This is a genomic window from Bacillus sp. TE9106W, from assembly GCF_054062215.1.
This window is the reverse complement of sequence record NZ_JBSSFA010000021.1, coordinates 1-26,949: the sequence shown is the minus strand read 5'-3', so window position 1 is coordinate 26,949 and position 26,949 is coordinate 1. Positions and strand designations below refer to the sequence as shown.

27 protein-coding genes are annotated in these 26,949 nt (G+C 36.2%); 5 read left to right on the top strand and 22 right to left on the bottom strand.

All coding sequences use genetic code 11. The features are described from left to right. Nucleotides 1–106: 106 nt before the first annotated feature. From ACVWY7_RS25250 to ACVWY7_RS25240, 3 genes are read right to left on the bottom strand one after another with little or no spacing between them, the layout of a single operon-like run. On the bottom strand, nt 107–1,486 hold the full coding sequence (locus ACVWY7_RS25250) for a zinc ribbon domain-containing protein (RefSeq protein ID WP_456524038.1): 1,380 nt from the start codon (nt 1,484–1,486) through the stop codon (nt 107–109). A gap of 12 nt (nt 1,487–1,498) precedes the next feature. Then, the gene (locus ACVWY7_RS25245) at nt 1,499–3,052 is read right to left on the bottom strand and encodes a zinc ribbon domain-containing protein (RefSeq protein WP_456524030.1); all 1,554 of its coding nucleotides are present in this window, start codon (nt 3,050–3,052) and stop codon (nt 1,499–1,501) included. Nucleotides 3,053–3,057: 5 nt separating this feature from the next. After that, nucleotides 3,058–3,549 (bottom strand): zinc ribbon domain-containing protein, encoded by a 492-nt coding sequence (locus ACVWY7_RS25240; protein ID WP_001281748.1) that lies wholly within the window; start codon nt 3,547–3,549, stop codon nt 3,058–3,060. Between the two features lie 158 nt (nt 3,550–3,707). On the opposite strand from ACVWY7_RS25240, the gene ACVWY7_RS25235 reads away from it, so the two are divergent. Both ACVWY7_RS25235 and ACVWY7_RS25230 read left to right on the top strand, forming a co-directional pair. Beyond that, complete coding sequence (locus tag ACVWY7_RS25235) at nt 3,708–5,327, top strand: SWIM zinc finger family protein (protein WP_456524029.1); 1,620 nt, start codon at nt 3,708–3,710, stop codon at nt 5,325–5,327. Next, nucleotides 5,311–8,067, top strand: coding sequence for a DEAD/DEAH box helicase (locus ACVWY7_RS25230; protein ID WP_431175012.1), 2,757 nt, complete (start codon nt 5,311–5,313; stop codon nt 8,065–8,067). Before ACVWY7_RS25235 ends, ACVWY7_RS25230 begins: the two co-directional genes overlap by 17 nt. Before the next feature lie 24 nt (nt 8,068–8,091). On the opposite strand, the gene ACVWY7_RS25225 is transcribed toward ACVWY7_RS25230, so the two are convergent. Next, nucleotides 8,092–8,577, bottom strand: a complete 486-nt coding sequence (locus ACVWY7_RS25225; RefSeq protein WP_001080718.1) for a VanZ family protein — start codon at nt 8,575–8,577, stop codon at nt 8,092–8,094. A 110-nt stretch (nt 8,578–8,687) separates the two neighbouring features. Between ACVWY7_RS25225 and ACVWY7_RS25220 the strand changes: the two genes are divergently transcribed. Then, a complete protein-coding gene (locus ACVWY7_RS25220; RefSeq protein ID WP_000257709.1) occupies nt 8,688–8,912 on the top strand; it encodes a DUF1659 domain-containing protein in 225 nt (74 codons plus the stop codon). A gap of 55 nt (nt 8,913–8,967) precedes the next feature. After that, complete coding sequence (locus ACVWY7_RS25215) at nt 8,968–9,183, top strand: DUF2922 domain-containing protein (protein WP_001197600.1); 216 nt, start codon at nt 8,968–8,970, stop codon at nt 9,181–9,183. Between the two features lie 19 nt (nt 9,184–9,202). Here the strand turns inward: ACVWY7_RS25215 and ACVWY7_RS25210 are convergent, their stop codons facing one another. After that, nucleotides 9,203–9,601: a DUF4359 domain-containing protein gene (locus ACVWY7_RS25210; RefSeq protein WP_000747726.1), complete on the bottom strand. Its 399-nt coding sequence runs from the start codon at nt 9,599–9,601 to the stop codon at nt 9,203–9,205. 194 nt (nt 9,602–9,795) lie between these two features. On the opposite strand from ACVWY7_RS25210, the gene ACVWY7_RS25205 reads away from it, so the two are divergent. Then, complete coding sequence (locus ACVWY7_RS25205) at nt 9,796–10,302, top strand: competence protein ComK (protein WP_105989605.1); 507 nt, start codon at nt 9,796–9,798, stop codon at nt 10,300–10,302. 55 nt (nt 10,303–10,357) lie between these two features. On the opposite strand, the gene ACVWY7_RS25200 is transcribed toward ACVWY7_RS25205, so the two are convergent. From ACVWY7_RS25200 to fabZ, 17 genes are all read right to left on the bottom strand, one after another. Next, entirely contained in the window at nt 10,358–10,828 is a 471-nt protein-coding gene (locus tag ACVWY7_RS25200; RefSeq protein WP_105989606.1) for a sigma-70 family RNA polymerase sigma factor, read from the bottom strand. 215 nt (nt 10,829–11,043) lie between these two features. Then, complete coding sequence (locus tag ACVWY7_RS25195) at nt 11,044–11,721, bottom strand: Yip1 family protein (RefSeq protein ID WP_105989607.1); 678 nt, start codon at nt 11,719–11,721, stop codon at nt 11,044–11,046. 16 nt (nt 11,722–11,737) lie between these two features. Beyond that, on the bottom strand, nt 11,738–12,436 hold the full coding sequence (locus tag ACVWY7_RS25190) for a Yip1 family protein (RefSeq protein WP_105989608.1): 699 nt from the start codon (nt 12,434–12,436) through the stop codon (nt 11,738–11,740). A gap of 113 nt (nt 12,437–12,549) precedes the next feature. After that, complete coding sequence (locus ACVWY7_RS25185; protein WP_000054381.1) at nt 12,550–13,749, bottom strand: ABC transporter permease; 1,200 nt, start codon at nt 13,747–13,749, stop codon at nt 12,550–12,552. Further along, nucleotides 13,746–14,426, bottom strand: coding sequence for an ABC transporter ATP-binding protein (locus ACVWY7_RS25180; RefSeq protein ID WP_000631600.1), 681 nt, complete (start codon nt 14,424–14,426; stop codon nt 13,746–13,748). The genes ACVWY7_RS25185 and ACVWY7_RS25180 overlap by 4 nt, the downstream gene beginning before the upstream one ends. Continuing rightward, the gene (locus tag ACVWY7_RS25175) at nt 14,423–15,616 is read right to left on the bottom strand and encodes an efflux RND transporter periplasmic adaptor subunit (protein WP_105989609.1); all 1,194 of its coding nucleotides are present in this window, start codon (nt 15,614–15,616) and stop codon (nt 14,423–14,425) included. The genes ACVWY7_RS25180 and ACVWY7_RS25175 overlap by 4 nt, the downstream gene beginning before the upstream one ends. A gap of 156 nt (nt 15,617–15,772) precedes the next feature. After that, entirely contained in the window at nt 15,773–16,930 is a 1,158-nt protein-coding gene (locus ACVWY7_RS25170; protein ID WP_001250477.1) for an RNA-guided endonuclease InsQ/TnpB family protein, read from the bottom strand. Nucleotides 16,931–17,385: 455 nt separating this feature from the next. Beyond that, nucleotides 17,386–18,720 carry an MFS transporter gene (gene pgtP, locus ACVWY7_RS25165; protein WP_000477589.1) on the bottom strand — a complete coding sequence of 445 codons (1,335 nt, stop codon included), beginning with the start codon at nt 18,718–18,720 and terminating at the stop codon, nt 17,386–17,388. A gap of 19 nt (nt 18,721–18,739) precedes the next feature. Further along, a complete protein-coding gene (locus tag ACVWY7_RS25160; protein ID WP_073524425.1) occupies nt 18,740–19,774 on the bottom strand; it encodes an ABC transporter substrate-binding protein in 1,035 nt (344 codons plus the stop codon). After that, nucleotides 19,771–20,553 carry a DUF3919 family protein gene (locus ACVWY7_RS25155; protein WP_073524427.1) on the bottom strand — a complete coding sequence of 261 codons (783 nt, stop codon included), beginning with the start codon at nt 20,551–20,553 and terminating at the stop codon, nt 19,771–19,773. The genes ACVWY7_RS25160 and ACVWY7_RS25155 overlap by 4 nt, the downstream gene beginning before the upstream one ends. Before the next feature lie 66 nt (nt 20,554–20,619). Then, nucleotides 20,620–22,050 (bottom strand): HAMP domain-containing sensor histidine kinase, encoded by a 1,431-nt coding sequence (locus tag ACVWY7_RS25150; RefSeq protein ID WP_000054041.1) that lies wholly within the window; start codon nt 22,048–22,050, stop codon nt 20,620–20,622. Between the two features lie 11 nt (nt 22,051–22,061). Further along, the gene (locus ACVWY7_RS25145) at nt 22,062–22,733 is read right to left on the bottom strand and encodes a response regulator transcription factor (RefSeq protein ID WP_000699575.1); all 672 of its coding nucleotides are present in this window, start codon (nt 22,731–22,733) and stop codon (nt 22,062–22,064) included. Between the two features lie 121 nt (nt 22,734–22,854). Next, on the bottom strand, nt 22,855–23,847 hold the full coding sequence (gene galE / locus ACVWY7_RS25140) for a UDP-glucose 4-epimerase GalE (RefSeq protein ID WP_001084645.1): 993 nt from the start codon (nt 23,845–23,847) through the stop codon (nt 22,855–22,857). Between the two features lie 170 nt (nt 23,848–24,017). Then, nucleotides 24,018–24,929: a polyisoprenyl-teichoic acid--peptidoglycan teichoic acid transferase TagU gene (gene tagU, locus ACVWY7_RS25135; protein WP_000727087.1), complete on the bottom strand. Its 912-nt coding sequence runs from the start codon at nt 24,927–24,929 to the stop codon at nt 24,018–24,020. Between the two features lie 94 nt (nt 24,930–25,023). Beyond that, the gene (locus ACVWY7_RS25130) at nt 25,024–25,191 is read right to left on the bottom strand and encodes a hypothetical protein (protein ID WP_326969255.1); all 168 of its coding nucleotides are present in this window, start codon (nt 25,189–25,191) and stop codon (nt 25,024–25,026) included. Nucleotides 25,192–25,314: 123 nt separating this feature from the next. After that, nucleotides 25,315–25,512, bottom strand: coding sequence for a hypothetical protein (locus tag ACVWY7_RS25125; protein WP_033682576.1), 198 nt, complete (start codon nt 25,510–25,512; stop codon nt 25,315–25,317). Between the two features lie 387 nt (nt 25,513–25,899). Then, the gene (gene fabZ / locus ACVWY7_RS25120) at nt 25,900–26,334 is read right to left on the bottom strand and encodes a 3-hydroxyacyl-ACP dehydratase FabZ (RefSeq protein WP_000884319.1); all 435 of its coding nucleotides are present in this window, start codon (nt 26,332–26,334) and stop codon (nt 25,900–25,902) included. Between the last annotated feature and the right edge of the window lie 615 nt (nt 26,335–26,949).

Sequence of the window (26,949 nt, the reverse complement as noted above, 5' to 3'; positions counted from 1 at the left end):
TTCACTTATATCTATCATAACTTACAATATATCAACGGTTTGACACGAAATATTGAGTAGCTACAAAATAAAGAGGCTGTTCAAATATTGAACAACCTCTCTCATATTAACGAGTTGGACCAGATATTTCCTCTGACTTAAGCGTATTATTCGCTCCAAGAGAATGGTACAATATCTTTCCATTTCCATTCACAGTAACGATATGGTCATTATTAAAGCTTTTGAACTTCACAGAGCCATCACCGTAACGAATATGATATTCTTCATATGTTGTTACTTTATATTTCGTAGCACTTTGACGCTCTACATTACGAATTTCCATTGTTAATAAATCTTCTGTAATTCCTTTTTTGTGTAAATATTGTATATAATCACGGTCTTCCTTGTACGATTTCCCGCTCTTATCATAATTATTTTCAATTAGGCTAAAATCATTTAATGAAATCGCACGCACATTATCATAAAGATGATTTCGTACAAAGTCACCGACAGCCGAACTTGATGTTTCTTTCGGGAATTTTAAGTAATATGTACTTTGATCTCCAATTTTAATACTTTCAGATTTCACTACACCAAAATCAGTAGCTTTCTCTAAGTGTACCTCCACTGTTTCGTCTGTCGATACAGGACCAAGATTATAACTTCCGTAATTTAATTTCCCACGTTTTTTACCGTTCACAAATACAGTTGCATCATTTTCATCAGAAGAAATTGTTACATACTTTCCTTCAAGTGATAACTCGACTTCTACTTTCCCACTCTGTTCATCTGCTAAATCTACTACTTCTTCTGTTTCTAATTCAGTCAGTTCAGTCTTCGCAGTCGCCTTTACAACATACGTACCTGGGAAGTATGGCCCCAATTCTTTCGAAGTTTTATCACTAGAAAGTTCGGTTTCTTTTTTGTCATTCACATATATTTCAGCATTTTTTGCAGTTGTGCTAACTCTCATGTAATAAGATTTCATACTGAACTTATACTTCGGATATAAAAACCACTCTTTTCCGTCTTCGACAATTTGTCCATCTTTAAAGGACGCTTTATCTTTTACTAACTTTTGATTTATAGTCTCTTTCTGTAAATAAGATAGTAGTTCTTTATTATACGAAGGATTCTCTTTTAAATAACGCATGTACGCCTTAATATCTTCTATCTTAATCTTTAAGCTTGGATCATCTGCTTTCACAATTTCATCAATTGCATTTACATCTTTCTTTTGGAATGCTTCAATCATCACATTCACTTGCTTTTCTTTTGAAAACTTATTTGCTCCAAATTTATAAGCCCCCAATAATACAGCGGCAACGATGAGGAAACCGATGAGGAAAAATAAATTTTTCTTACTTTTCGCTGGTTTTATCTCATTTTGTACTTCTGTGTATGAAGCAGCATTGTTATCAACAATTACTTCAACTTTGCTTCCGCATTCAGGACAAAAGTTCAAATGGTCTGCAACGTTCTTTTTACATGTTCCACAAAACTTCAACATGCTCTCCCCCTATTTTTTAGCTAATTTCATTCCAGCAAATGCCGCCACATATGTCACAATAAAACTAAACATAGTTAAATATATAAATGAATTTTGCATAGATAATACAGTACCGCCCGCTCCAAATAAATCCATTACATTTCCAGATACATCAATTTGGAACTTAGAAATGATGTTCATTACAATCATCATAATTGTGTAAGAAGCACTACAAACAGCTAGTGTGATATACATGTTCGCAGTTGGTAATTTCACTAATTTCCTCCCAGTCATGAACATAAAGAATACCGGAATAATAAGTAGCAATAAACCGTAATGGAATGTACCATTTACTTCTTCTACTTCAGCGAGATCCTCTTGATTTCCGCCTTGTGCAACTACAATATCCTTCATTCCGATACCATTTACAGAAATACCTGACACAAATGAAAATACTAATTTGTTATCAGATGCTTTCTTACTAAACTTTTTAAATTCATGATCCAATGCTGGACTTTCTACTTCTAATGGAGAAAAATGAGCCATACTCCATAATTGAGGTGTTAATTCTAGCGCTAATAATACACCTTGTGTTTTAGATTCTTTCATTTCTTTTAACGGTGTAGCACCGTCTTCTACATTACTTACTAACGCTACAGCTAAGATGCACATTACTACCGCTGTCACTAAAAAACCTTTTATCATAGATGAAATTCCATAATAAATAGACGCTCCATATGGCATTAACTCTTGAAATGCTGCTGCCATATTGTTTTTGCTTGTATGAGCAATAAATCCTACTAAAGTAAATAACGTTCCGCATACAAAACCGCTTAGGAAGCTCTTAATTGCTGAATACCCAACTGTAATCTTACCTGCATCCGAGAATGGAATTGTAACAGATTGTGATGCTATAAAGCTTATAATGAATAAAAAGACGCCGTAAATAATACCAACTGTTGCCGCTATAAAAATTTGATCTTTAATCGTTTTTGCAACATGCTGTTTTCCTAACCATATTCCTGTTCCAGCTAAAATAATAAATGGAATGATTAATAATAATGTAAATGGAGTATGCCAAGATAAAGATAATATCAATCCACTATCATCACTAGCTGTAAAACCAAGTAAATGGTAATTTAACAACGTAGCAGTTGTACTTGCATAAAAGCTCGGCAACATTTCTAACTCTTTCGCAAATTTACTCATCATCTCACTTAATATAGACGCAAATAATACACTACCAATCCATCCTGCAATTAACATGAGAATACTTGCAACAGCCCCACCAATAAAACCTGTTTTTAACACGGCTTTATCTGCTTTGAATTCAACATTAGGAGCACCGTCCATCGTAGGTAATTTTATAGCCTGTTCTTTTTTCTTTACAACAAATAACGAGTGCCCACACTTTTGACAATATAAATTCTGCTGAGCATTTTCGGTACCACAGCCTTTACAATATTTCGCATTATCTTGTTCTAACGTTACTACATCAGTAGCTCCAGCCATCTCCATACTACCTTCATTTGGGCAATAATTTACTTCTTCACCATGTTGCTTTCCGCACGTGCGACAATACATCTTATTCACTCCCCACTTTGCTTAATTCCACAAACCGGACAGTAAGTAGAGTTTTTATCGATATGCTCATCACATGAAATACAATTTGCCGTTTCACCGTCATTTTCTACCGCTAACATTGGGTTAGGATTTCCGCATGAACCACAAAACTTATCATTCATCGATAAAGGTCCACCACATTCACATGTAGCTTTCTCGCCTTGTTGTTTTTGCAATTCAACAATGCGTTTTCTCGCTTGATAAATAGCCACATCAAATTCTTGAACTGGAGCAATCATCTCTTTCAAACTTTCTTCTTTTACTCCGTTCCCTCTTAATTGAACATATACTTGTTGTCCAACCTCTAATAGAACCTCTGCCTTTTTCTGCATTTGCACTTGCATTCCCTTTTTTAATTGAGCAATCTCTTGTGCAACTTGTAACTTCATCTTCCCTTGCTCAATTCCTTCTTGTAACTTATTCATTCCACTGCCTAACTTCGTCTGTAAATCTGACAAACCTATTCTCCTCCTATAAATATATAGTAATATATAAAATTAACATTTTATATATTACCATGATTTTCAAGTAATGTAATCTAAATTTCATTTTTTCTGTTTTGAGCATTTTTTGTTTATAATGGTAAAGGAAAGAAATATGTGTACGGAGGAATATTATGCTGCAACACTCAATTACGAAAGATGAAATTATGATGATTGCGAATGAGTTCGTTCAAGGACTAGATCCACAGCAAACAGCTGATCAGGAACATGTCGCTGCAGCTCGGCACCTATATCGTAGTGGTGTTGTCTACAACGTTGACTTTGATGGCTATACGCTATCAGGAACTGTAGATGCTGAAGGCAGCGTATATAGCGTCCATATCCCGATTCGCAACGTCGCTGAAAGCTATTGCGATTGCTTCGCACCAACGCAATGTGAGCATATGCTCGCTGTGTTACTATCGGCAGCATCTAGTTTCGGGCAAGTAGGAGATGTATTAACTTTATTTAAAAATAATACGAAACCTTCCCTTCCTCCTATTCGAACTGCAAGACAAGTATTGCAATCATCAGCTTTTGAAGAAACGGATTATAAAAGTTGGCAATCGTATTTTGATAACGAATATGAATCATTTAAAAAAGAACAAGCTCGGCTTACTTATAAACAAATGTATTTTCTTATGAGTATTTTTACGGACTTCTATACAAAACTCGAGCGGAAAGCTCCACGTATCGTTGTGATACATGAGTTGTTCAGGCTACATGCAGCACTTTATTGCTTTCAAAAATTATTAGAAGAAATTCAGGAATTTGAAACAAATAAAACGTATTCTTATCACCAGCCTGTTAACGTCGTTCGTCTCTTTGTAGATAAAGTGGAATCCATCGTTCGGGACTTACAATCAGAAGCGACTTCTTCAGAGTCTGAAGCAATTTTGCAAGAAACAGCTCGTCTCGTTCATGAAGTATTCTTCTCGACCGATGCCTATACGCAAGAGAGATTTTTTATTTATCGTCACATATGGAGTGAACTTTTACACAATAAAGAGCAAATTCGTGAAGAAGAAAAACGAATCGATACGAAAATGAATCCACTCTCCAAAGCGTTAGCATCTTCTCATCTACTCTTTTTAAATGATAAAGATCTATTAGCGATGGACTTATTAAAAAAACAGCCTGCTTCTGTTGTAAGTCTGTACTTTTACTGGTTAGAAGAGTTATTAAATACAATGAAGTGGGATCGCGCGAAAAACTGGCTTTCCTTTACGTATAAACAAGTAAAAACAACGATACAGGAGCAAGAAAATACGATTTTCATAAAAGATATCGTTCGCTTATTTGTTATCATGTATGAAACGTATGCAACCCATACAAATGAACAAGCTGGACTCGAAATGATTTTGCAAGAGCTATTACCATATAGTTTCGCAAACTATGAACAATACGTACTCGCGAAAAAGCAGTATCGCACATGGACGGAACTTCAGCTCTTACACGGTTTTGAAGCGATTGAACTTTTGAAAGAGCCGCTGAAAGATATTGAAAAGGAAGCACCAGAAGCCGCACTTCCTCTGTATCACCTTGCTGCTACCGAGGCCATTGAAGAGCGAAATCGCAAATCATATAGACGTGCAGTTCGTTACTTAAAGAAATTACGTACATTGTATAAACGATTAAAGCGTACCGATGAATGGGATGCTTTCATTATTCACATCGCAAACTTACATTCACGTCTGCGTGCACTACAAGAGGAATTACGGAAAGGAAAATTAATCGATGATCAATCAAACTGAAGTAACGATTAGGCTCCAGCATGTTAGTCAAGGTTGGTTCCTTTGGGGAGAAGATGACAGCGGTACTCCATTATCCGTAACAAGTTGGAAACGAAATGCATTTACATGGCACTCCACTTCCTTCTACGGCACGTTTCTAAAAGAAGCAACCTTTGAAGGAAAACAAGGTGTTATGCTAACAAACGCACAAGCATTTGAATACATCGCTAATAAACCGATGAACTCCTTTGCCCGTATTCAAATGAACGGCCCTATTACAGCACTTACAGAAGATGCGAACGAATTATGGGACGCCTTCACAAACGGTAGCTTCGTACCTGATATGGAGCATTGGCCCAAACAACCATCTTGGAAAGTACAACATACACCGATTGAAGATGACACATTAGCATCTCTTTTCTCGGCGGCTGTAAATGAAAGCATATTACAAGATAACCGTTCAAACGACGGATGGGAAGATGCAAAGAGACTTTATGAACATTATGACTTTACGAAAAGACAATTAGACGCAGCACTACATGAAGAAGATTGGCTTCGAAAAATTGGTTACATTGAAGATGACCTTCCCTTTACAATCGGACTACGACTACAAGAGCCGCAAGAAGAATTTGAAATGTGGAAGCTTGAAACAATTATTACACCAAAGCGCGGGGCACATCGCATATATGTATATGAGAGTATCGATTCTTTACCAAAACGATGGCACGATTATGAAGAACGTATTCTTGAAACACAAGAAGGCTTCAGTAAGCTCGTACCGTGGTTAAAAGACGGGGATACATTCCGAAGTGAACTCTTTGAAACAGAAGCTTGGAACTTCTTAACAGAAGCAAGTAACGAATTACTTGCCGCAGGTATTACAATCTTATTACCATCGTGGTGGCAAAATTTAAAAGCGACAAAACCAAAATTACGTGTGCAGCTGAAGCAAAATGCTACGCAAACGCAATCTTTCTTCGGCATGAATACACTCGTTAATTTTGACTGGCGCATTTCAACAAACGGTATTGATTTATCTGAAAGCGAATTTTTTGAACTCGTTGAACAAAACAAACGGTTATTCAATATAAATGGTCAATGGATGCGACTAGATCCAGCCTTTATTGAAGAAGTAAGAAAGCTCATGAACCGTGCTGATAAATATGGACTTGAGATGAAAGATGTCCTTCAGCAACATTTATCAAATACCGCTGAAACAGAAATTGTAGAAGAGGATAGTCCGTTTACCGATATTGAAATTGAACTAGATGGATATTATGAGGATCTATTCCAAAAACTATTGCACATTGGAGATATTCCAAAAGTAGATGTCCCTTCTTCACTAAACGCCACACTCCGTCCGTATCAACAACATGGCATTGAGTGGTTATTATATTTAAGAAAGCTTGGATTCGGCGCATTGTTAGCTGACGACATGGGACTTGGAAAGAGTATTCAAACGATTACTTACTTACTATATATAATAGAGAATAATCTCCAAACAGGTCCTGCCTTAATCGTGGCACCGACATCTGTTCTTGGAAATTGGCAAAAAGAATTTGAGCGTTTCGCACCGAATTTACGTGTTCAGTTACATTATGGAAGTAATAGGGCGAAAGGTGAATCATTTAAAGACTTCCTTCAATCAGCAGATGTTGTATTAACATCTTATGCATTAGCTCAGCTTGATGAGGAAGAACTTAGTACGCTATGCTGGGATGCTGTTATTTTGGATGAAGCACAAAATATTAAAAATCCACATACGAAACAGTCAAAAGCAGTGCGAAACTTGCAAGCAAATCACAAAATTGCTTTAACCGGTACACCGATGGAAAACCGCCTTGCCGAGCTTTGGTCTATTTTCGACTTTATTAATCATGGATATCTTGGCAGCTTAGGACAATTCCAGCGCCGCTTCGTCTCACCAATTGAAAAAGACCGTGACGAAGGAAAAATCCAACAAGTTCAACGTTTTATCTCGCCGTTTTTACTGCGTCGTACGAAGAAAGATCAAACAGTCGCATTAAACTTACCAGATAAACAAGAACAAAAAGCTTACTGTCCACTTACTGGTGAACAAGCTTCCTTATATGAACAACTTGTTCAAGATACATTGCAAAATGTAGAAGGATTAAGCGGAATTGAAAGACGCGGGTTTATATTACTCATGCTGAACAAGCTCAAGCAAATTTGTAATCACCCTGCTCTTTACTTAAAAGAAACAGAACCAAAAGATATTATAGAACGCTCCATGAAAACGAGCACGCTAATGGAACTCATTGAAAATATAAAAGATCAAAATGAAAGTTGCTTAATCTTCACACAATATATTGGTATGGGGAACATGCTAAAAAATGTGTTAGAAGAACATTTCGGTCAGCGCGTCCTCTTCTTAAACGGTAGTGTACCGAAGAAAGAACGTGACAAAATGATCGAGCAATTCCAAAACGGAACGTATGACATTTTTATCTTATCTTTAAAAGCAGGTGGAACTGGCTTAAACTTAACAGCTGCCAACCATGTCATTCACTACGATCGTTGGTGGAATCCAGCTGTAGAAAACCAAGCAACAGACCGCGCATATCGTATTGGTCAAAAACGCTTCGTTCACGTTCATAAACTTATTACAACCGGGACACTTGAAGAGAAAATCGATGAAATGTTAGAAAGAAAACAATCATTAAACAACGCCGTCATTACAAGCGATAGTTGGATGACCGAACTATCTACAGATGAACTAAAAGAATTGCTCGGTGTATAAACAAAAGGAGCTAATCTCAAAAGATTAGCTCCTTTTTCTATTCCAAAACCAATTACTTATTATAATTCCTGTTAATCCGCCGCACGTATCCAGTAATGAATCTTGCCACATCGGTGTACGATCTCCCGTAGTCCATTGATGAATTTCATCAAATGTTGCATATCCTGCAACGAAAAGAAGAGCGTATAGGAAACACCTTTTTCTCGAATAACCCGATCGATGAAAAGCATAATACGTCAATGAACCGAGCATAAAGAACACCATAAAATGAGCACCTTTACGAAGGAAAAACTCAATAAATCCGCCTACACCTTTATTTGCAATGCTAACAGGTGTACCACCGCCGTAATCGATAGATACCCATGAAAAATGCTCTTTCACAAACTCAACATTTACATATTGTTCAATATCTGAACGCATATCCTGCTTTTTATATGGTTGTGCCGAGGAATAAAAAATCAGCCCCATCCATAGTAAAACAGGAATCCAAAATAACCATTTACGATTCATTCTTCCGAAACCCCTCTCTTATTCTTTTAAGAGTACCAAAAAAAAGAATAAATTTCACGCCAAAACATGACATTCACGCCCTATTTATATAATGAAAGGGGGTGATAAACATGGCAGTCGAAACAATCGTAATGGATTTAACTTTACGTCTTGTCTTAAACAATGGATTAGATAAGAACGGAAAAACAGTTTTTAAGAACAAACAATTTAAGCGCGTAAAAACAAACGCAAACTTAGAGCAAGTACAAACCGTAGCTCGTGCTCTAGCTTCTTTACAAGCATCACCACTTCACGCTGTACAACTTGTTAGCACATCAGATCTTTCTAGCCTATAAGGTGAAACTTTAATCAACACTCACAGCTCGACCAATAAAAAGGAGGAAATAACATATGCAAGTACTAGAATTGATTTTCGCGAAAGAAGACGGGAAAACGGTTGTTTTTTCTATCGAGAAACCAATCACACCCGTCGATGCACAAGTCGTAAATCAAGTAATGGATACGATCCTTGCCTCATCTGTATTTTCATCAATTAACGAAAATACCCGAAAAAAGGGAGCTCGTCTCGTAGAAAGAAATGTATCTGAAGTTCCCATTACTTTATAAACAAGAAGACGAATCTGCATCATTTTGCAGATTCGTCTTTTTTCTTCGGCATTTCAATTGGAATAAAGATTTTTGAAAAACCGACGCATACATATTTATAATGTTCTCCGCCGATATCAAATTCCGTCTTATATGTTGAGAAGAATATATAATCATCTCGCTTCGTATAATGATCGATTAACAATCCAACTTGCGGCTCAACATATTTTTTCGCCAACTTCTTACCAGCCGATGCTAAATCACCAAGGAGCCCCTCTTCATTTTCCTTTTGCACTTCGTCTAGCTTCTTACTTACATCATTACGTTTCATAAACTGCTTCGCTGCCCAATCCGTATATTCACCTTTACTTGGATTACTATTTGCTAAATATACTAAAAGAACAACAACTAGAGCCATAATAATATACCTTTTCTTCATACTATCTCACCGCCTACTCTTTTCTATTTTCATATATATGTACAAGCGATGCAAATTAGAAAGACTAACATCTATTGATTGTAAACGAATAGCTAAAATTTACAATATGAAATAAAAGATTAACAATTAATTTACTTAATTCGTATATAATTATATTGAGAATTATTATCATTTATAAAGGGGGAATTAAATTTATGAATGACGAAAATGCTATTATTATTTCTAATTCTACAATGATGTTAGAGCCTTACAAGCACCCTTCTTATTGCACAAAAATGATCGACAGTAGTGGGAACCATCTTTACTCCTGTCAAACCGCTCTCCAGCTCATAAAAAAATCTTGTTTAACCAATGTTCACTCTACTTATCAAGGCAGACGGAAAGCAGTTCAAACAAACTTTCATTTCAAACAAAATGTCCCGATTCCAATTAATCATAGAGAATATATTTGTGCTTTCCCAACAGAGTCTCCTTCTTCTCCAAACTGTATATGGCTATTTTATAACCATATAGATGACATAGAGTTTTTCAAAAAAAGTAAAAAAGCTACCATTCATTTTTCAAATGGCACAACTACAACTATACATATCAGTCCCCATAAGTTAAAACAACAATTATTAAAAGCTGGATATGTATTATCACGTATGAACATGCAAGATTCACTACAATTTAAAAACCTCTTATTACATTTACTACCTTAACAAAATAAGTAGAATGGAAAGCAATATCCTTTGCCTTCCATTCTTATGATACTATTTATCCTCTTAAGCTATTTCGCATTTTCTCAAGCGCTTGCCGATATATCCACCTCACTTGATAATAGGTCATCTCTGTCTCTAAAGCGATTTCCCCCATCGTCTTTCCTACAAAAAAACGTTCAAAAATAATATACTTCTCCTTCTCATCTAATACACTCATAAAATCCTTCACTTTCATTTCAATATCTTCAAAATAAAAGTGATTCTTATACTCTCCTACACATACACACTTTTCTTGCACTGCAAACTCTTTTTTCAATCTTTCTAATATATAACCACGTACCGTTACAACTGCATATGCAGGAAAACTTCCCTTCTTCGCATCATATCTTTCATACGCATGCCAAAGACCGATTAACCCACATTGATAATACTCTTCATAATCTTGATAAATCCCTAACTTCTTTATTTGATTCACAATCATACCTTCATACAACACAACTGCCTCTGTAAAAGTCGCTGGGTTCACACAGTACCCGTTTCTAAAAGGTATACCTTTCTAGTATTCCGCGGTACCTTCACAATATAAAAATAAAGAAAGGATTTCACTGTGGGTAATTTCAAATGCTACCGACTGAATTTCAAATTACATGAAGTAGAATTTGAAATTCTGTTAGTGATATTTGAAATAGGGGTAAAAATAAAAAAGGTGACTCCGAAGAGCCACCTTTTTTAACAAATATATTATGCACCAATGCCAGCTAAACCTTTTACAACACCTAATGCAACTGTTAGAACGAAGAAGATTACAATTAATGTTGTAGCTTGTTTCTTACTTAAGCCAGCTACAATATGTAACCCTAGTCCCGTTAGAACTAAACTCCAAATATTGAAAATTTCAATTGAAGAGCCAATTCCATGTAACACTGTTCCTTTTTCAAATAAAGGAGCTAAACTTGTATAAACATCAACACCATTTCCATCAAATACAAAACCTAATGCTACATTTAACAATCCGCCGAGATAATAAACAAGGTTAGCATATAAGTAAATAGATAATATCTTCATGTACGGAGTATCATTGCTCATAAACATCATAATAATTTTATAAAAACCAGCTGCAATAAATAGACCTATAGGCGTACCTAACACACCAACAAGTGCTCCTCCACCAAGGGTAAATCCTTTTACCATTGCCCCTGCTTCACCATTCAATTCTTTTGCCAATTCTGGCGTATTAATTAATGTTAAGTATGCTGCACCTGTTGCCATAATCGTTCCCAATAAAATAAATAAGACAAATGCGCCCCAGACCGGACTTTTCGTCTTCATTCTCTCAAACTGTTCACCTGGAGAAGTAATCATCCCAAACAATGACGGCTTCTTTCCACCTGCATCTTGCGTATTAATATTTGCTTCCATTATAACGCCTCCTTATTTATACTGGCATATTTGGTAAAAATGCCGCAATTAACATAACAATCGCCGCTAAGAATAACGCTTTAAGGATGAATAAAACGATAATTGGAATTGCTGCTTTCACTTTACTTACTCCTGCTGTAATTTGCAGTCCTAACCAAATTAAAACGATATTCCATAAATAGAACACTTCAATTGTATTACCGATTCCATAAGCTAGTGAACCTTGCTCAAATAGTGGTCCTAAACTTGTATATGCATTTGGTGCTTCACCTAAAATTAAAGCTATAATTCCATTAATAAATCCACCAATAATAGCAACAATGTTCGCATATACAATAATCGTTACTAGTTTTTTATAAGAGGTATCATTCCCATAGAACATCATAAATACTTTATAGATAGCTGCTACAACAATGATTGCAAACATACCACCTACAGCACCCGACACCATACCAGAAATAACGTCGGATGTCAGTGAACTCTGTACTGCAAATTCACCTAATTCTTTTTTCATTTTAACCATCTCAGGTGACGTATTCGTAACGTACGTAGTAAGACCACTTAAAAGCCCTTGTAATAGCGCCATTAAGAAGAACATACCCCAAACTTTCTCGCTCGTCTTCATTCTCTCAAACTGTAAACCAGGGGAAGTAATCATTCCAAACAATGATGGCTTCTCGCCGCCAGCTTTTTGTGTATTTACATTTGCCTCCATTATAACGCCTCCTTCCATTTATATAACCCGTTCTAACGGGCGGTTCACTTCCTCATATAGAGGCTACGAACCGCCCACTAGAACGGTAGTGTGTAGTTCTACTACACGATTACTTACTCATAACGAAGTGCTTCAATTGGATCTAATTTCGCAGCTTTGTTTGCTGGAATTAATCCAAAGATAATACCGAGTGTCATAGAGAACAGTACGCCTCCAACGACAACTTCCCATGAAACGAGTGGTGGCCATTTTGCGAATGTGGAAACGATATATGCTCCGCCATATCCAAGACCAATTCCGATCAAACCACCTAGAAGCGTTAACATAACTGCTTCAATTAAAAACTGTAATAAAATTTTACTACGCGTTGCTCCAAGTGCTTTACGTATCCCAATTTCGCGCGTACGCTCCGTTACAGATACGAGCATAATGTTCATAACACCAATACCACCAACGACTAATGAAATACCCGCGATACCACCAATGATCATCGTCATAATGTTAGTAACTTTAGAAACTCCTTCTTGGAATTCTTTCAAGTTTACTAATTCATATTTACCTGGAATTTCACTTGGCTTACGACTATTTAGTACATCAACAGCTTGTTTCCCTGCTGATTCTAAATCGTCTACATTTTTAGATTGAATTGCGATACTTTGAATTTCATCTGTTCCGTATAAAACAGGCCATAACGTAATCGGAATTAACCCTTCTTCCATTTCAAATCCCATAAACTCATTATCAGATGTATACACACCGATAATTTGCATCGGTTGTCCTTTCATCTCAATAATTTGTCCGACTGGATTCACGTCCTTAAATAACGTTTCCTCTGTCTTTGTACTAATCATCACAACGTTATTTGCATGAGAAATATCTGATTCGTTTAAAGTACGTCCCTTTACGACCTTTACTTTATTAACTGCAAAATATTCATTATCAAGACCAATAACATTCAGATTTGCTTTTTTATCATTTACATCAAGCACCTCTGTCGTCTGGTTTGTCGTAATAACATGTGAAACATCTTTCACTTGTTTTACTTCCATAATATCTTCTTCCGTTAACTTCGGTATTTCAAATCCACCTATAGCAAACTCATCATTCATATCTGGTTTAAACTGAATTGGCATAAGATTATTACCAGAACCTGCGATTTTTGACTTCAGCATCGCTTCCCCGCCTTGCCCAATTGCAACGACAGTAATAATCGAACCAACGCCGATAATAATACCGAGCATCGTAAGAGCTGAACGCAGTTTATGAGCTAAAATAGAAGAGAGGGCAATTTTTATACTATCTAGTAAACTCATACCGCACACCTTCTATCTTCTGTAATTTTCCCGTCTCGCAGTACGATGCGGCGGGAAGAATACGCTGCTACTTCCTCTTCATGCGTAACCATAACAATCGTCGTGCCTTCTGCATTTAACTTCGTGAAAATATCCATAACTTGCTCACCAGACTTCGTATCAAGCGCACCAGTCGGCTCATCGGCCATAATGAACGTTGGATTATTCGCAATCGCTCTTGCAATTGCGACACGCTGCTTCTGTCCACCTGACAATTCGTTCGGTAAATGATGCACGCGGTCTGCTAATCCGACTTTACCAAGCGCCTCTAAAGCACGCTTGCGACGCTCTGCCTTCTTTATGCCGCCATATACGAGCGGAAGCTCAACATTTTCGACTGCCGAAAGACGAGGAAGCAAATTAAAGTGCTGAAACACAAAACCGATATATTCATTACGAATTAAAGCAAGCTTTGACTCGTCTGCTGTTAAGATATTCACATCGTTCAGCATATATTCGCCTTCTGTTGGACGATCTAAACAACCGATAATATTCATAAGCGTTGATTTACCAGAACCAGACGGTCCCATAATCGAAACGAACTCGCCGCTCTGAATCGTTAAACTAATACCGTGCAAAATCGGCACTGCCAATTTTCCTTGATAATACGTTTTAGCAATATGATTTAGCGTAATCATTTCTCTTTCACTTCCATTCCGTCATACACATCGTCGGAAGGATTTTTAACCACCTTTTGCCCCACTGTTACGCCTTCAGTAATCTCTGTCCAGTCTCCATCAGTAGAACCTTTTTTCACATTTTGTTTACGAAGCTTTCCTTTATCCTCAACATAAACAAATGTATCACCGTCTTTTTCTACAATGCTCTTAGTCGGAACAGCAACCATCGTCTTATTCTCTAAATTTACTTGCAGAGAAACGTGATAACCTGGAGATAAACCATCTTGACTATCAAGGCTTGCTTTATATGTATATTGAGACATATTTTGAGTCGCTTCACCCATACCGCCGGCTTGCGCCATCTCTGCACTCGTTGGGAATTCACTTACTTCTGTAATCTTACCTGTCCACTTCTTCTTATTATTTGCTTTCGCAGTTACAGTAAATGTTTGATCCTTTTGAATTTGTGACTTTTGAAGCTCAGTTAACGTTCCTTGAATTTGGAATGGATCTTTAGAAGCCACTTGTAAAAAGGCTTTCCCTTGACCACCTAACGCTTGAGATGAACTTTGCGCCGCATCTTTATCTAACTTTTGAACAACACCAGCAAAATTACTATAAATCGTAAGCTCTTTCTGCTTTTTACTTAACTCTTCTTTCTGCAACTTCCCTTTTTCTTTCTCAAGATCCGTTGTCTTTTGCGCTATCTCCAACTCGCTTACTTGCTCTTCCATCGGATCTGTTACTTCTTTCCCAGCTCCGCTATCTTTTGCCTTCTTAATTTCTTTCTTCAACGAATCAATCTTCTTCTTCCCCTGATCATAACGCATATCAGCCATCTTCTGATCAAGATCAGCTTGCTTCATTTGAAGATTAATCTCTTCATTATCATAAGAGAATAACTTTGTACCTTTCTCTACCTCTTGTCCTTCTTTTACTTCAATATCTTTCACTTTTCCTTTAGTCGGATCCGCATAGAAACTTTCGATATTCCCAGGCTTTACCTGACCAGAAATTAACTTCGTATTATTCAGCTTTCGCTCCGTTACCTTCTCAAAACTTACAGCTTCAGCAGATGTTGATGCACCCTTCTTCTTCCCTTGCATTACAAAAATATTAACTGCTGCTACAATAACAATTAGTGCAATAACTCCGATAATAATCCATTTCTTCTTCTTGTTTGGAGTACGAACCGTATTTGGTACCATATTCTCTCTGCTACTAAAAATATAGAAAAATATACATTCTTAGAGTATTCCTGCTTCTATGTGTCCTGTCTCGCCATTAACTCGCTACTACAGTTTGATACAACACTCCACAGGCGTAAATTCCGATGTAGCCCACCGTACATATATACAATCTATTTACGTTAGTATTGTATATTCTTTTGCTTGTAACAGGTTGATTGACGCGTTCAAATCCCTATCCATTACATTTCCACAGTCACATTCATATACTCGGTTGCACAGCCTCAAGTCTACTTTCTTGTGACCACAACATGAGCATAACTTTGACGAAGGATAAAACCGACCTACTTGACGTAGTTCAATCCCATACTCCTCGCATTTAAGCAATAACCATGTTTTAAATGTATAGAAACATTGTGCTGCAATTGTTTTAGATAGATGTTTATTCTTCATCATACCTTTCACATTCAAATCTTCCACTGTAATAAATGTCGGCTTGGTTTTCACCACATTGATTACAATAGACTTTACATACTCTAGTCGAATATTCGTTAATCGAGCACATAACTTTTGCACTCTAAGAACATTTTTATCTATATTCGCTCTTTTTTTAGTAACAGATTGTTCACCTCTCTTTTTTATATTTTCAAATTTACGCGATAAAGAACGTTGCTCACGTTTTAACCGTTTTTCTAACTTTTTTACTTGCATTGTTTTGTTGATGTTTTCATGAATGATGCCGTCGCTACGTATTACGAAATCCTTCACCCCTAAATCAATACCTAAACCCGTTTGCTTGAGAGTTAGCTTCGTTTCTATTTCTTCCAATTCGCAAAGCACAGATAAAAAATATCTTCCTGCTCTTTTACCTATCGTTCCACTTTTTACAATCACATCTTGAGGGATATACCCATATTCTTTTAACCTCATCCAACCAATCGTTGGGACTTTTACTCTATGTCTTTCTACTGCCCAATCTGTTTTGTTATTTTTAGGAAAATAGCATTTGACATCTTGCTTCTTCTTTTTCTTATAACGTGGAAATCCAGATAAACCTTGAAAAAATCTTTTAAAAGCCTTATCTCCATTCATAATTGCCTGTTTTACTGCCTTACTAGATACCTCTTTAATCCATTGATCACATTCTTTTGTATAGACATTGTTTAGCCATTTAGAAAAATCATAGCCACTTAGAAACTTTCCCTTGGATTCATACATCTCTTTGTTTTTAAAGATATAAAGATTGTAAACATATCTACATACCCCAATCGTTTGATTTATCTTGGCTATTTGTTCTTTTGTCGGTTTTATCTCTATCAAATAGGCTCTTCTCATACCTCTTTAACCTCCGACTTTTTCTTTTGTTACTTTCTCATTCCATATATCCTGCAACTACATGAATGATAGATATCAAAATTTGAACAAGTTCTTCTTTGTGGAGATAATGTTTTTATTTTCCCTTTTGATTTCTGTAGATATCTAAAACAACTTGATTGTCCCAACCTTTCAATGCTTTAACAGGCACATTAATTATTTAGTCTTCTACTATTTAACTCTCCTTTTATAAATTAGTAGTTTAACAGACATTCAATTGTATAAAACTTTCAGAAAACGAATTACATATTATTACATTCTTTTTACAAAGTTTTACACATCCATTTATATTGTAACAAAAATTCCAATGATTAGAAATATGACATTATGTCTTTTAAGATAGATTTAAGGAAAGATTATAGTAATATAAGAAAAGCCATCCAAAATGATAATTGGATAGCTTTTCAAACAAAATATTACGCCGCTTTAGGAGCTTTGCTCTCATGTCCACGTTGAACGATGAACAAGAAGATTGTTGATAAAATGGCACCTGTTAATAGTAAGATGAAACAACCATCCCAGCCAGAACGATCAACAATAACACCGATTGCTGCGTTTGCTACAAGACTTCCGCCTACATAACCGAACAGACCACACATACCAACTGTCGTACCTACTGCAAATTTCGGTACTAATTCCATCGCACTTAAACCGATTAAGAACTGTGGTACATAAATTAAACAACCGATAATAGAAACTGCAATACTTACAACAAGTATGCTAGTTGCTTGCCAATATACAAACGTACCAATAACAACTCCGACCATACTAATGATACATAATGGCATACGTTTTCCTTTAAATAATTTATCACTTAAAAGACCAACGATTAATGAACTTGGAATTGCCATACCTTCAAAGATTGCGTACGCCGCGTGTGCTTCATTTTTTGAGAACCCTTTAACTGTCGTTAAATAAAGTGGAACCCAGTTAATAACACCGAAGCGAATTAAATAAACAAATGCATTTGCAATACATAAGAACCATACAAATTTATTTTTCACTACATACTTCATTAAAATTTCTTTTGGTGACATCTTGTTAGCATGATCTGCTTTTTCAAGGTTTTCATAGTCATTACGATACTCATCAATTGGAGGAAGACCTTCTGATTCCGGTGTATCCTTCGCATTAATCCAAACAAGGACTGAAATTATCATTGCGATAATCGCCGGGAAAATAAACACGCCGCCTTGCCAATGATTTTCACCAAAAATACCTACACCAATCCCAACAAGTGGTGGCACAAGCATTCCACCAACGTTATGTGAAATATTCCAAATACCTGTTTTCGTACCGCGCTCTTTCTTCGAGAACCATTTCGTCATAACAATACTACAAGGTGGTGCTCCCATACCTTGTACAATACCGTTAACAACAAGTAATGTAACAATCATCCCAAATGAAGATGCAAAACCGAAGCAAATATTAACAAGCCCTGATAAAAATAAACCGACTGCGATAAAGCGCTGGGCGAAAGCTTTATCTGATAAATTCCCCATAAAGAACTTACTAAAACCATAAACAATTGCCATTACTGAACCTAGTAGACCAATTTCAGCTGTACTAAAACCATATTCTTGTACTAAGTACGTACTTGATAACGTAAAGTTACTACGAACTAAATAATAAGCAGCATATCCAACTGAAATTCCGATTAACACGCGAATACGTAGTAATCGATACACACGGTCGATCATATCCGCTGGTAAACGTTCAATTGCAGGTGCTGGCTTGAGCCATTTAAACATATTCTTTCGTCTCCTTTTCTCACTTCTGAGAGAGACGTTGTCTATTCCATATCTCGATTATTCCGCTATTTGATATATTTTGGTTTGTTCTTCTAACCGGCTGTCCTTCTATTTCTTTCTCGTTCTTCGCAAACATCGTTGGCACGCCAAACGAAACCTTTTCTAAAATGTGACCCGCTTCTTCTGATAAACAATAATCAATAAATAAATCCGCAATAATACCATTGGGCGCACGTTTTAGTTTCGAAATCGCATTAACAGATAACCCTGTTTGCTCAGGTACGATACTTACAACTGGAAAGCCTTGTTTTTGAAGCATTCTTTGATCTCCCATGAAATTGATGCCGATCATATACTCACCGCTCGCAACAAGCTCTACAGGCATGTAACCATTTACCGTTACTTCACCAACTTGCCCTGCAAAACTCTTAACATATTCTTTCGCTTCCTCTTCACCTACAGTATCAATAAGTGATTGAAAAAACGTATATGCTGTTCCTGAAACATTTGGATCTGGCATGACAATCTTTTCCTTATATACTGGATTTAATAAATCTTGCCACCTTGATGGATAAGGAAGTCCGAGCGGTGCTATTTCTTCGTTCCACCGCTCTTTATTGATCGCAATTGCCAGCTTCTCTACTTCATAACCGTACCAATAACCATCTTTATCTTTAACAGTTTTTGAAATACGGTTCGCATGCTGGCTCGTAACAGGAATAGATAGGTTTTTTTGCTTCATCATTTGATGCGCATCTACCGTACCGCCAATAATAATATCCGCTTTCGGATTTCCAGCTTCCTCTTCTACCCTCCGAAGAAGCTCTTCTGTCGAAAGACGAATAAACTCATACGTACAGCCGCGTGGTTTACAAAATGATGAAAGCAACGCTTCCCCCACTTCCTCGCGAGCCGCTACATACGCAACAAGATGACGATCATCCAAAATAGGGAGACCACTTTTATTATATTTAATAGAGGTCGTATCTCGAGAGCAACTAGACATCGCTCCTCCAATTACTAGCAAAAAGAAGAAAAAGGCTATCTTTCTCATGACACATTCTCCTTTACAAATAAATTTGCGAGGGAGCTTTTCATATACATGACATTCCCATTATTATCACCGAGATATTGCACAACAAAATACGATGGATACACAGAAATAGTAAGAATGTCTTCACGCTCATTCTTTATACGCTTACCTGTTTTATAAGCGGTAATATAAGCGATCGGTTCATTCTGTGATTGTAATAATTTCTGGATTTCTCCGTAATCTGTAATTTGCTTTGCATACCGAATCGAATCAAGTATGTGCGTAAGATTCATCGCACGTTCTACATCACCTTGGCGTACTATGACATCTTGTGCTGACGCAAAAAAATCACCAATACGTTCTGGTGTGTAATACAGGCTTAACAAATACGTTTGAAATGCTGAAATCATTGGATCCGTACCATTCTTTCCGTACATATCAGCCCCGTACTGGAACAAGTCACCTACTGCAAAAGTACGTTTCTGTCCATTCAAGTACGTTACTTCTCCAGTAAATACTTGTTCTTGATTCTTAGCTTCACTCGGATTGATTTGAATTTGGTCAAAGAATGAAACAATCGTATGCAAACGAACTTCATCCGTTATAACAATTTCTCCCCACTTTTCATGCCTAACCTTCATTTCAGTAGGCAGGGATTCATTCACTCTTTGTAAAACAGTTTGTTTGTCATTCACGATTGTGATCCGATTATATATTTGCTTCTCCATCACATAAAATAAAATAAGAGAAACAATTATACAAAGGACAAACATAAGAATTTGAAATGATAGCCTTTTCATTTCTGCCTACCTCCAAGATAAAAAAACGTTGTTTCGAAAATACCGCATAATTGTTTCATAAATGTATCATTTAACCGCTTTCAGATTTTTTATATCTTCCATTCGTCTCGGAAGCAAGAATGTAATAAATATGGTAGTGCCTATTTCTTCACTACTCTCAATCCGCATACTTCCGCCCTGCTTATCCATAATCTCCTGACAAATATACAAACCGTAACCATTCCCGTAACTAGAAGGAAGAATCTTCCCTTCTGGCGATTCATTCCACTCTGCCAGCACACCTTCATCGATACCGATGCCATCATCATGAACAAAAACCTTTGCCTCACGTTCATTTACAATGACATTCATACGAATTTGCGTAGCATCGCTATATTTTATCGCATTATCAAGCACATTTAAGAAGATCTGTTTCGTCTTATCGAAATCTGCAACAACATGTACATCTGTTAACTCATTGATAACTTCAATCTCAAATTTTTGCAGGCGAGGTTTCACAATTGAAACTGCTTCTTCGGCTAATTCCTTTATATTCACAACTGTAGGTGATATTTCAAACGTACTCGTTCCGTACTTTGAAGACTTAAGTAATTCCTCTACAAGTGACAATAAACGCTCACTTTCTACAGCCACATAACGCAAGCTCTCCTTTACATCTTCCTTCGCTTTTAACTTCGGAATTAAATCCACATAGCCAATAATCGCCGTTAGCGGTGTTTTCAGCTCATGCGTAATGCGGTCTAGGAAATCTTTCTGCTTCTCTTTCTCCTCTTTCAATTGCTTAATATGCAGTTCAATTCCATCGGCCATTGCATTAAAAGATGCGGAAAGCTGAGCAATTTCCACATATTCATTTAGCTCAATCTTACTTTTATAATCACCATTCGCAAGCCGGTGCGCCATTTGTCTTAACTGATCAATCGGCTTATGGAGAGATTTTGCCAAACGAATTGCAAAGAAAATACCCGCAGCTACGAGACAAAGAGACGTCATTAAGAACGTCCAACCGACATTTGTTAAAACTTCCTTCTCACCCGTTAACTCATTTATAAAACGAACACTTCCAATGACATCGTTTCCATAATATACTGGGCTTGAAAACAGAAGGATTGGAGCTGGATCTCCCTCTTCAAAAACATAAGATTTCTTCCCTTTCAAAGAACTCTCAATATCAATATTCCGATGAAGAAGTGCTCCCTTTTGCGTATCCGCAACAACATCTCCATTCTTCCCAATCATCTGTACACGGACATCCATGCGTTTCGCTAAATACGAAGCAATTAAAAGTGAATTCGGACCGAGCGTCTCTACCTCTGCTTCCTTCTCTAAATAATTCATCGTGTAAATTTGTGCTTCTACACTTAACTTTTCTAAAGAATTTGCTGCATTATGATACATATTCTTTTCTAACGTAATATAAACAACTGCGTACAAAAGAACGAATATCGGGATTAACAGTCCAACAATTCCAAACACCATATTTCTTTTTAAAGACATACCATCACCACTTAACAATCTAGTTTATAGCCAACGCCATAAATGGTCTTAATATATTCCCCGCTATTCCCTAGCTTCTTCCGCAATCTTTGCACCATAATATCAACCGCTCTCGTATTTCCGATATACTCAAATCCCCATACTTTCTCAAGTAACTCATCTCTCATAAATACACGCTGTGGATTAGAAACAAACAACTGACATAAATTAAACTCTCTGTACGTTAACTGAATCTCTTGCCCACTGACATGCACTTTTCTTTCCTTAGGACAGATCGTTATCTCTCCTGCCTCGATTACTTCATGACTTACCGTTACCTCTTTCTTCTTCACACGCCGCGTCATATTCTTGACCCGAAGAATAAGCTCCGCATAATTAAATGGCTTTGTCACGTAATCATCAGCGCCCAGCTGCAAACCAAGCAATTTATCATTCATCTGACTCTTCGCAGTTAACATGAGTACTGGAATATCTCTATCCTTCTCCCTGAACAAACGAAGCAACTCATACCCATCTGTATCTGGAAGCATAACATCCAAAATCAAAACATCCGGTCCTTCATTCCATCTCTCTAAAGCTTCTCTCCCATCAGCCGCCGTGAGCACTTCATATCCTTCCATCTCAAGCTGCATCCGAATCAAATTGCGAATACTCGACTCATCATCCACTACAAGTATTTTCATTATTCTCCTCCTTCCATCCCGTATTATAGTACAGTTTAGTATAGCAAAAATCTTATAAAAAAAGAGAGGGTATTGTCGAACATATATTGAACGACAATACCCCTCTTTCACTTATTATATTTTATTTCTCATACCCATTAGGTTTCTTCTGATGCCAATTCCAAGCATGCTCTATGATTGTCTTCACATTTACATACTGAGGATCCCAACCTAACTTCTCTTTCGCTTTCTGAGAAGAAGCAACTAAACGTGCTGGATCTCCCGCACGGCGCGGTGCTATTTCAGCAGGAATTTCATGATTTGTAACTTCACGAACTGCATCAACGATTTCTTTTACGCTGAAACCATTACCATTTCCTAAGTTATAGAAATCACTCTCTCCGCCGTTCTGTAGATCTTTAAGACCTAAGAAGTGAGCCGCTACTAAATCTTCAACATGAATATAATCACGGATACAAGTACCATCTGGTGTATTATAATCATCACCAAACATCATAATCTTCTCACGTTGACCTAACGCCACTTGCAATACAAGAGGAATTAAATGCGTCTCTGGACGGTGATCTTCCCCAATAATACCATTTGGAGTTGCACCAGCCACGTTAAAGTATCTGAAAATCTTATAACGTAAATTAGAAGCTTGGCTATACCAATGAAGCATCTTCTCGATTGCTAACTTCGTTTCTCCATACGTATTCGTTGGATTTGTCATCGTTTCCTCAGTAATAAGGTCTACATCTACCTCACCATACGTCGCTGCAGTAGAAGAGAAAATAAACTTATCTACCTTAAACTCATCCATTACCTCTAATAAGCAAAGTGCACCATACACATTGTTATTATAATATTGAAGAGGCTTCTCCATACTAACTCCAACTAAAGAATCAGCCGCGAAATGCATAACCGCCTCAATATTTTCTTGTGTAAACACATCTCTTAAAAATGCTTTATCACGAAGGTCGCCATTATAAAACTTCGCACCTTCCGTAATTGCATCCTCATGACCCGTTTGTAAGTTATCTACTACTACTACAGATAAACCTTCGTCTACTAATTTTTTCACAGCGTGAGAACCGATATAACCAGCTCCGCCGCAGATTAGAATTGAATTCATTGTCTTCCTCCTACATATATTAGGATTTCTTATTCACTCTCTTATTATAAAAGGTATACGATTGCTCGTATACCTTTTGTGTACCTTTATTACTTAGCAACGAAATAATCCGTTACATATTGTGCCCAAACTTCGTGGCCTTTAGCACTTTGTCTAAAGAAGTTGAATCATTACTTAGTCACTTCAAGATGCGTTCTTAATTTATTCGTTAAATCTTGTTTTGCTGCATCTGGAACATAATAATACCAAATGCCATCAGCAGCCTTATGACCGTCACCTGGGATTTGGATATCCTCACTATTTTTCAAGCAATCTTTATAGTTTTTTTGCATATCAAACATTTGATCTTGCGTTAAGTTTGTCTTCACATTCTTTTGAATTGCTGCTAATACATCTCCATAACCTGTTAAAGAAGAGAAGCTTGCGCCTTTTTTGATAACGCCTTGCATCACTTGACGTTGGCGCATCTGACGACCAAAGTCACCACGTGGATCTTGTTTACGCATACGTGTGAATGCTAAAGCTTGATCACCTGTTAAATGAATATTTCCTTTCGCAAAATGATGTCCATCCTGCGTAAATTCTAAATCATTCTTTACATCTACTCCACCGACTGCATCAACAATATCTTTAAAGCCTTCCATGTTCACTTCAATATAGTAATTAATAGGAACGTTCAAGAAATTTTCTACTGTCGCTACAGACATATCTACTCCGCCGAATGCATAAGCATGATTGATTTTATCGCTTTTACCTTTTCCAACAATTTCTGTATACGTATCACGAGGAATACTTACTGTTTTCATAGAGTTATTTTTAGGATTTAATGTAATCACCATTAAAGAATCTGAACGCCCTTTATCATCACCGCGCTCATCTGCTCCTAGTAATAAAATTGACACTGGTTCACTCTTACTAACTTTTTCTCCAACATTACTGTTGTTTTGATCACGTTTTAAAGGTTGATGAACTTCCTTTAATGTATTAGATACAGAAGAATATACATTATAAGCATAAATTCCTCCACCTATGATTAGTACCCCAAGGATACCGAGTACCCAAAATAAAATTTTCTTTTTCATACCTTTACCCTCTTTATCAAAATTTTAAAACAATACATCTATTTTTATACTCCTCACTATATTACATTATTCTTGATTAAAAATAAAAGATAAATTAAAAAGAGCAATTAGTATTTGCCATCAAAACAAGAAAAACTCCATCAATTAAATGATGAAGTTTTTTATTATCTTCTATATTCATATAAGTGTAATTTCCCCATAAAACAATACGATTTACACTTCTTATTTCTAATGATTTTTGAGTTTGGCCATCTTCTCGCATTAAGATGGATTTCTTCTATATTTATAGAAATTCCTTGTTCCACACATATCAAACGAAAATAACTTAACATTCAGATAATTATTATGAATAAACCCTTATATGCATGGTACTTTTAACCCTTCACTACTTTTCTCTGATATACCAAATATCTTTTGAAATATCTTTGCAATTAACAGCTACATTGTCATCGCTCCAAACAAAATTACCTGATTTAAAAATTGCAATCATCCTTGGATTATTTTGATATAAAAACATATCGCCATCTTTAAACTTTCCATTCTCATAATCATGTAAAACCTCGTATAGCTTCACATTTATCATCTCTTTTCTCTATTTTGATAAACTCATTTTATATTTCTTGCACTAAAAAGTTGTGTTTTTCTTATGAAATTGCCGTGAACTTTTATCATCTTTTAAAAGTTCCGCCCTCTATATACTTAACAATTTAATGTATAAATTTCCTACCTTTACTTTATTCTTTCATTATGCTAGAAATACCTTCAAATTCATATGAATTCCCTGCTCATTACCCCAAAATCCCCTCCGAATTATTTAATCAAAACTCTTGCTAGCACTCTAAAGTAGTCCTATTATTAAACTTCTTTGCTAAACAAATCACATATTACTACACAAATAAAATAGGTGGACACAAGGCTGTAAACATAGCCTGGTATCCACCTATCTGTATAAAAAAACATTTTACGTTTACTATTCTTTTTTCTCTCCAAGAGCGAACGTTATTTCTGTCTCACAAGCAATTTCACCATCTACAGTAGCAATTGCTTTTCCTTTTCCGATTGCTCCACGTACACGCGTCATCTCAACTTCTAAACGAAGTTGGTCACCTGGACGGACTTGTCGTTTAAAACGGCAATTATCGATGCCTGCGAAGAATGCTAAACGACCACGATTCTCTTCTTTCTTCAACATAGCAACGGCACCAACCTGTGCTAAAGCCTCTACAATTAAAACGCCCGGCATTACAGGATAATCTGGAAAATGCCCATTAAAAAATTCTTCATTAGCTGTAACATTCTTTATCCCAATAGCACGCTTTCCTTCTTCTACTTCTAAAACTTTATCCACTAGTAGAAATGGATAGCGATGAGGAATTATTTCTTTAATTTGTTGAATATCTAGCATACACTTCTCTCCTTAAACAAGATTGGTCATACCACCTGAAGTTATACTATCATTATCCCATTTTAAATCTCATTTGTCATTATAAAAAAGGAGTTCAAAATTACTCTCCCAAATAAAAAAATGTATACACTCTTTTCAATATGTATTATCACTGACACGGAGGTTGAAAAGAGTGTATACCCAAGTTAGGGAAAGGCAAATTATATCAAATATTATTAGCCTTTAATGTCGTATTCATAAATCATTATATAGGAGAAAATCTTGAAAGAAAAACCTAATATTACACCTTTTTTGTTTTTTTTCAGGATAATTATTAGCATTTTCTCTTTTTATCTCCTATTTTCTTTAAATTATTATATTTTAACATTAAAATAAAAATACCAAAAAATATATTATCTTATCTTTATTACTTATATATATTTTTTTTCGTTTATTAAAATGTTTTTCACAAAATCAATCTAATATTAATATTTCTCTTACTCTTCAATTTCATTATACAAAATGCCATTGAATTAAATTTCAATATCCTCTATTGAGGTTGATTCCCCCTTTTTCTTATAACTTTCATGTATAATAATACAGTAACAACACTACCAAATTTTTAACTGGTAAAAG

Coding starts and splice junctions, on each gene's coding strand:
- ACVWY7_RS25190 (WP_105989608.1), bottom strand. CDS start 12,436: ATGGAGGCAAATGTAAATACACAAAAAGCTGGCGGCGAGAAGCCATCA.
- ACVWY7_RS25180 (WP_000631600.1), bottom strand. CDS start 14,426: ATGATTACGCTAAATCATATTGCTAAAACGTATTATCAAGGAAAATTG.
- ACVWY7_RS25130 (WP_326969255.1), bottom strand. CDS start 25,191: ATGCGAGAAGATGGCCAAACTCAAAAATCATTAGAAATAAGAAGTGTA.
- ACVWY7_RS25220 (WP_000257709.1), top strand. CDS start 8,688: ATGGCAGTCGAAACAATCGTAATGGATTTAACTTTACGTCTTGTCTTA.
- ACVWY7_RS25235 (WP_456524029.1), top strand. CDS start 3,708: ATGCTGCAACACTCAATTACGAAAGATGAAATTATGATGATTGCGAAT.
- ACVWY7_RS25195 (WP_105989607.1), bottom strand. CDS start 11,721: ATGGAAGCAAATATTAATACGCAAGATGCAGGTGGAAAGAAGCCGTCA.
- ACVWY7_RS25175 (WP_105989609.1), bottom strand. CDS start 15,616: ATGGTACCAAATACGGTTCGTACTCCAAACAAGAAGAAGAAATGGATT.
- ACVWY7_RS25225 (WP_001080718.1), bottom strand. CDS start 8,577: ATGAATCGTAAATGGTTATTTTGGATTCCTGTTTTACTATGGATGGGG.
- ACVWY7_RS25145 (WP_000699575.1), bottom strand. CDS start 22,733: ATGAAAATACTTGTAGTGGATGATGAGTCGAGTATTCGCAATTTGATT.
- ACVWY7_RS25230 (WP_431175012.1), top strand. CDS start 5,311: ATGATCAATCAAACTGAAGTAACGATTAGGCTCCAGCATGTTAGTCAA.
- tagU (WP_000727087.1), bottom strand. CDS start 24,929: ATGAAAAAGAAAATTTTATTTTGGGTACTCGGTATCCTTGGGGTACTA.
- ACVWY7_RS25185 (WP_000054381.1), bottom strand. CDS start 13,749: ATGAGTTTACTAGATAGTATAAAAATTGCCCTCTCTTCTATTTTAGCT.
- ACVWY7_RS25245 (WP_456524030.1), bottom strand. CDS start 3,052: ATGTATTGTCGCACGTGCGGAAAGCAACATGGTGAAGAAGTAAATTAT.
- fabZ (WP_000884319.1), bottom strand. CDS start 26,334: ATGCTAGATATTCAACAAATTAAAGAAATAATTCCTCATCGCTATCCA.
- ACVWY7_RS25210 (WP_000747726.1), bottom strand. CDS start 9,601: ATGAAGAAAAGGTATATTATTATGGCTCTAGTTGTTGTTCTTTTAGTA.
- ACVWY7_RS25170 (WP_001250477.1), bottom strand. CDS start 16,930: ATGAGAAGAGCCTATTTGATAGAGATAAAACCGACAAAAGAACAAATA.
- pgtP (WP_000477589.1), bottom strand. CDS start 18,720: ATGTTTAAATGGCTCAAGCCAGCACCTGCAATTGAACGTTTACCAGCG.
- ACVWY7_RS25155 (WP_073524427.1), bottom strand. CDS start 20,553: ATGAAAAGGCTATCATTTCAAATTCTTATGTTTGTCCTTTGTATAATT.
- ACVWY7_RS25215 (WP_001197600.1), top strand. CDS start 8,968: ATGCAAGTACTAGAATTGATTTTCGCGAAAGAAGACGGGAAAACGGTT.
- ACVWY7_RS25160 (WP_073524425.1), bottom strand. CDS start 19,774: ATGAGAAAGATAGCCTTTTTCTTCTTTTTGCTAGTAATTGGAGGAGCG.
- ACVWY7_RS25150 (WP_000054041.1), bottom strand. CDS start 22,050: ATGTCTTTAAAAAGAAATATGGTGTTTGGAATTGTTGGACTGTTAATC.
- galE (WP_001084645.1), bottom strand. CDS start 23,847: ATGAATTCAATTCTAATCTGCGGCGGAGCTGGTTATATCGGTTCTCAC.
- ACVWY7_RS25205 (WP_105989605.1), top strand. CDS start 9,796: ATGAATGACGAAAATGCTATTATTATTTCTAATTCTACAATGATGTTA.
- ACVWY7_RS25125 (WP_033682576.1), bottom strand. CDS start 25,512: ATGATAAATGTGAAGCTATACGAGGTTTTACATGATTATGAGAATGGA.